The sequence below is a fragment of the Hydrocoleum sp. CS-953 genome (genome assembly GCF_002260545.1).
Lineage (GTDB): Bacteria > Cyanobacteriota > Cyanobacteriia > Cyanobacteriales > Microcoleaceae > Trichodesmium.
On record NZ_LGSU01000939.1, the window covers coordinates 1 to 5,549 of the forward strand.

At 33.2% G+C, this 5,549-nt stretch carries 1 protein-coding gene; it reads right to left on the bottom strand.

All coding sequences use genetic code 11. The features are described from left to right. Positions 1-85: 85 nt before the first annotated feature. Positions 86-5,341 (bottom strand): PAS domain S-box protein, encoded by a 5,256-nt coding sequence (locus AFK68_RS12905; RefSeq protein WP_094673168.1) that lies wholly within the window; start codon positions 5,339-5,341, stop codon positions 86-88. Positions 5,342-5,549: the final 208 nt, after the last annotated feature.

The window sequence follows — 5,549 nt, forward strand, 5'->3', positions numbered from 1 at the left end:
CTTTTAGGCATAATAGTTTAATGCCCTCGTTTACCTTTTCTCCAAGTCTGACTACTGGTACAGCACTACCTTTTTTTTGATTCATTTATGCCTCACTTTCTATCAACTCAAGGATAACATCTAAACGAAAATTTTCTACTAAATTTTTTAAGCCGTTAATTAGTTTAACCTCTGTTTGAGGAATTTGCTGAATTAGCTCATTGATATGATGCTCATTCATAGATAATGCAGCAAAATGTAATTGTTCTAACCATTCATCAGACATTATGCTTAAAGATTTTTTTGTAAGTTTTGTTTTAGGTTTTACAGCAATAGAATTTGATGAGGAATTTTCAGACAAATAATTTCTTCCCAAATGATTATCTAACTTTTCTAGTAATAGATTTACTGAAAAAGGTTTAGCAATAAAATCATCACAACCAGCAGCCAAAATAGCATCACGATTTTCATCAAAAACATTGGCCGTTAAAGCAATAATAGTAGTGGCTTTACCCAAGGTTGTTTGCTTAATAATTTTAGTTGCTTCATAACCATCCATAACAGGCATAACAATATCCATAAAAATTAAATGTGGTTGCCAAGTTTCCCACATAGATATAGCTTCTTCACCATTCTCAGCAACCTGAAGTTGAAATCCTAAAGGTTTAAGTAATTCTAATAATAATTGACTGTTTTCTTTGACATCTTCAACTACTAAAATTCGATAACTAGGTTGATTAGTTTCTAAGCCTATTATTTTTTGTCGATTGGATGATGTTTCTCTTTCTAGTATTTCTCTTAATTCTTCAGGAATTTTGGCAATAATTTCAAAGGTAAAAGTTGTACCTTTTCCGACTTGACTACTAACAGATATTTCACCTCCCATTAACTGAATAAATTCACGACTAATAGGTAAACCTAAACCTGTTCCTTCTATTGATTTTCTACCTGTAGTAGTTTGCACAAAAGGCTCAAACAAAGCATCTATTTCTGACTCTTCAATTCCTGCTCCAGTATCTGTAATAGCAAATTTAATCTTGCCTAAAGAATCACCATTACATACTGATAAACTAACTTTTCCTTGAGATGTAAACTTAATACCATTACCTATAATATTAATCAGAATTTGACGCAATTTTCCTTCATCAGCAGTAATAATTTGAGGTAGGTCATCTGCTAATTCAAATAATAGCTCTAAACCTTTTTCACTTGCTTTTAAATTCAGCATATCTTGCAGATGTTGCAGAAAATCGTATAAATCAAATAAATCTTCTTTGAGTGTAACTTTACCAGCTTCAATTTTAGACATAGATAAAATATCATTAATCAAATTTAGCAAATGCTCCCCACTATGATTAATAATTTCTATTTGCTCAATTTGATCCTCATTTAAAGAATCATCACGCGCCAATAATTGACTAAAACCTAAAATTGCATTTAAAGGAGTACGCAACTCGTGACTCATAGAAGCCAGAAAATTAGTCTTAGCAAAGTTAGCAGTTTCTGCAGCTTCTTTAGCATTTTTCAGTTCAATTTCTGCTTGTTTATGTTCAATAATTAAACCAGTTAATCTTGCTAAAGATGCAAGTATTTCTAAATCTCTTGTTTCTGGCAATTGCTTCTTGCTAAAATACATCACAAAAATACCTAAAACTTGCTCTTCTCCACCAGATAAAATTGGTTCCAACCAACAAGAATGTAAACCAGCAGATAAAACTTGCTGCTTTAGACTTGCGCATTGAGGGTAATTAACCATATCCTCAATAATTACCCGTTGATGAAGATTAATTACTTTACCAAAAGAACAAAGATTTTTCCAAGGTATTGACTCTATACCTTGAAGCCAAACTTGAGGAACATTAGGTGCCACAAAAGGATGTAAATATTCACCATTTTCTTCTAGTAATAAAATTGCAGAATTTAGTAATGGTAATATTTTGTCACTTTGAGTTGTTAATTCCAGTAAAATATTATGCAATGATTTACCTTGAGCTACCATTTTTAGGGCAGTATTTTGTGCATTTTCTAATAAATTTTGCTGCTGACGCTCAGTAATATCAATGACAATAGAAGCAAATCCAATAATTATTCCGTCTGGGTTTAACAGAGGTGTATTATACCAATCACAGACAATAGTTTTACCTGTTTTAGTTAAGTTTTCAGTAATCATATAGTTGCCACCTAAAGGCATTTCAATTATCCTTTTCGCCAGAGCGTTACTATTTTCAGGAACTATTAATTCTAATCCTTTCTTACCTATTATCTCCCTAGAAGAGTAGCCAAAAATTAATTCTGCAGTATGATTCCAAGCAACAATTTCCCACTCATTATTCCATTCAATTACTCCAACTGGAGTATTTTCTAACAGGAATGAAAGCCTTTGCTGGGAAGCTTTAAGTTTTTCCTCTCCTTGTAAACGTTCTAATTCTGCTCCTATTCGTGTCGCAAAAACTTTCAAAATTAACTCTTGAGAAGAACTAAGACTCATTGGTAAGACATCCATCACTACTAACAAACCAATAACTTTACCTTGGGAATTATATAAAGGCATACCCCAATAACTTTCTATGCCAAATTCAACTAACCAAGCATCTTGAGGGAAAATTTGTTGTAGGGAGTCTGGATAACGACAAATTTCTCCCTTTAATACTCTCTCACAGGGAGTATATAGCGAGGAATATACAATTTGACTTTGTACTTCTGAACCATTCCAAAATGCTCTCATTTCCAAGATATCCTCTGGTTCCTTTGATTCAGTAACGCAAACATAACGAACTTGTAAAACTTGAGCTATATTCTCAACACAAGCATGGAAAAAATCATTACCTGTATGATTTGCAGTTCGTTCAACAATCAAACGTAGAGCATCTTCCCGTTGTTTTTGCTCTGTAATATCAATGCCAAAAGATTGAAATTCAATAAAATTTCGATTTCGATCTATAACTGGTTGATTTGTCCAACTCAACCATCGTAGTTCTCCTGAAGCAGATTTCATGTAAATTTCTAAAGTTTTTGGACTTATTGATTTAATCTGCTCCTGACTTACTTCATCCTGTATGAATGGGAAAAATTTACTCCCTAATAATTCACTGGAAGATTTACCAAAAAATTCACAGTAGTATTGGTTAACAAATGTGAGCTTACCATCCGATCTCCATCTACAAACCAGTACACTATCCTGTGACTCTACCAACTCCCGATAACGAACTTCACTTTTTCTTAAAGCTTCTTCTATCTTTTTACGATCGCTAATATCCTGATGAGAAATTACCATTCTCTCTGGAATACCAGTGTCATCCCAAAGAGCTTGTCCATGAGCAGAAATCCATTTATATCTACCATCTTTACAAACTGTGCGGTATTCAATACTAAATTGTGAATACTTTTGCTTGAGGTAATCATCTAAAAAATTGATTACCCTATTATAATCATCTGGATGAATACGACTGCACCATTCATCATAGTGGGATTGAATTTGATATCCTTTATACCCCCATATTGCCTTTAACCTTGGTGAAATAAACGCGTCATTAGTTTTAATATTCCAGTCAAAAATCCCCTCATTATTACCTTTTAATACTAACTGCCAACGTTCCTCACTTTTTTTGAGTGATTCTTCTACCTGTCTTCTAATTTGGATTTCTTGCTGCAACAGTTGATTTTGCTCCCCTAATTCTTGTAGTTGTTGTTTTTCCTGCGCCAGAAGATGTGCTTGAGCAATAGCAATACCTAGTTGAGCTGCCACTGCTTCTAATAACTCTTTTTCTTCTGTCGTCCAATGACGCATATAACTACATTGATGCAAACCGATCGCTCCATTAGTTTTACCCTGATAGGAAGTTCTAATTGCCATCATTGACTTAAGATGAAGTTCCTCACAGAAAGCCAGAGCTGCTTTAAGCAAAGGTTCAGCATAAACATCATCAGTAGCGATCGCCGAATCTTGTGACAACATTAACTCAGCATGATCGTTATCTAATATAGGTATTTCCAAATCAGAGATTGAATATAGATTGGAACTTTGATAATGAGCAACTATCGGAATTCTTGGTATAGGAAATTCTGTATAAGTATGAATCAAGCAACGATCTACATTTAGAACTTTTGCTATTTGAATTGCTGCTGTTTCATATACTTGCGCTGGTTCCAAGTCAGAGCGAATTTTGTCAGTAATTTCTCTAAGCAATAATGCTTGTTGCATTTGTTTCTCTACGGAAACTTTGGCTGCATAAAGCTTCATTTCTGCATCTACGCGATTAGTCACATCCACCTGTACAGCTATATAGTGAGTTAAGTTCCCCCAATCATCATATACTGGAGAAATTGTGATTTCATTCCAAAATTTACTACCATCTTTGCGCAGATTTTCTAATACTACTTGACATTTTTCCCCCGCAGCGATCGCCTCTCTAATTTTCTGTATTTCTGGTTGATTTGTATCGGCATATTCTAAAAAAGGATAATTTCTGCCAATAACTTCCACTTCTGAGTAACCCGTAATTTTTTCAAAACCTGAATTAATATATATTATCGGTTGATTATCTGAACCTACATAACAAATTACTATTCCTTGAGGTGCCGTAAATATTGCTCTTTCTAATAATTTTAAACGTTCTTGTTGGTAATGACTTTCTGTGACATCTTTCATTGTTAGCAAATAAGCTATTTTATTTTCCCAAATTATTTCTCCTATCCGCGTTTCTAGAAATATTAATCTTCCTAATTTTTGTCGAACATATATTTCCGTTTCATTGCCATTTATCAAGGGCAAACCAATCTCTTCACCGATTAAATCTGCTGCCGATTTTTGCCATAATAATTCTGTTGCCTGATTCACAAAAACTATTTTACCTTCTCTATCAATAATCATCAGACCTTCTGACATATTACTAATAATTGCCCATAAATTTTTTTCTGTCTGTTTCTTAATTTCTATTTCCTGCTGTAGTTGCTGATTTTTTTCTTCTAATTTTAGATGCAGTTTTTTAATTGTGATTTGATTTTCTATTCTTGCTAATAATTCTCCAGCATGAACTGGCTTATTAATATAATCTATGCCTCCAGCGGCAAATCCTTTTACTTTTTCATCAGTACCCGATAAAGCACTTAGAAAAATCACTGGTATATTAGCAGTTTTCGGATTAGCTTTTAACTGCCTACATACTTGATAACCATTCATTTCTGGCATCATTACATCCATTAAGATTAAATCTACTGTATAAGTATTTGCAGATTTTAATGCTTCTTTACCAGAATTTACCTGGATAACATTATATCCTTTCTGAGTGATAATATGAGAAATAACATATAAAGTCCCAGGCTGATCATCTACTATCAGGATTGTAATTTCGTTGTTGTTCATAATTCAATTATTTTTAAGCGTTGATGGATTATAGTCAAAGTTAAGTTTATTTCTAATGAGGTACTGAATACAATTAAGTAGTTTTGCTATTAGTAATTTCCTAGTTGAGAGATGAAATAGGAAACAGGGAACAGGGAACAGGGGGAATTAATTGATAATTTATGGATAATAATTGATTTTATTTTTCATTTTTGGAGAAGTCTAATAG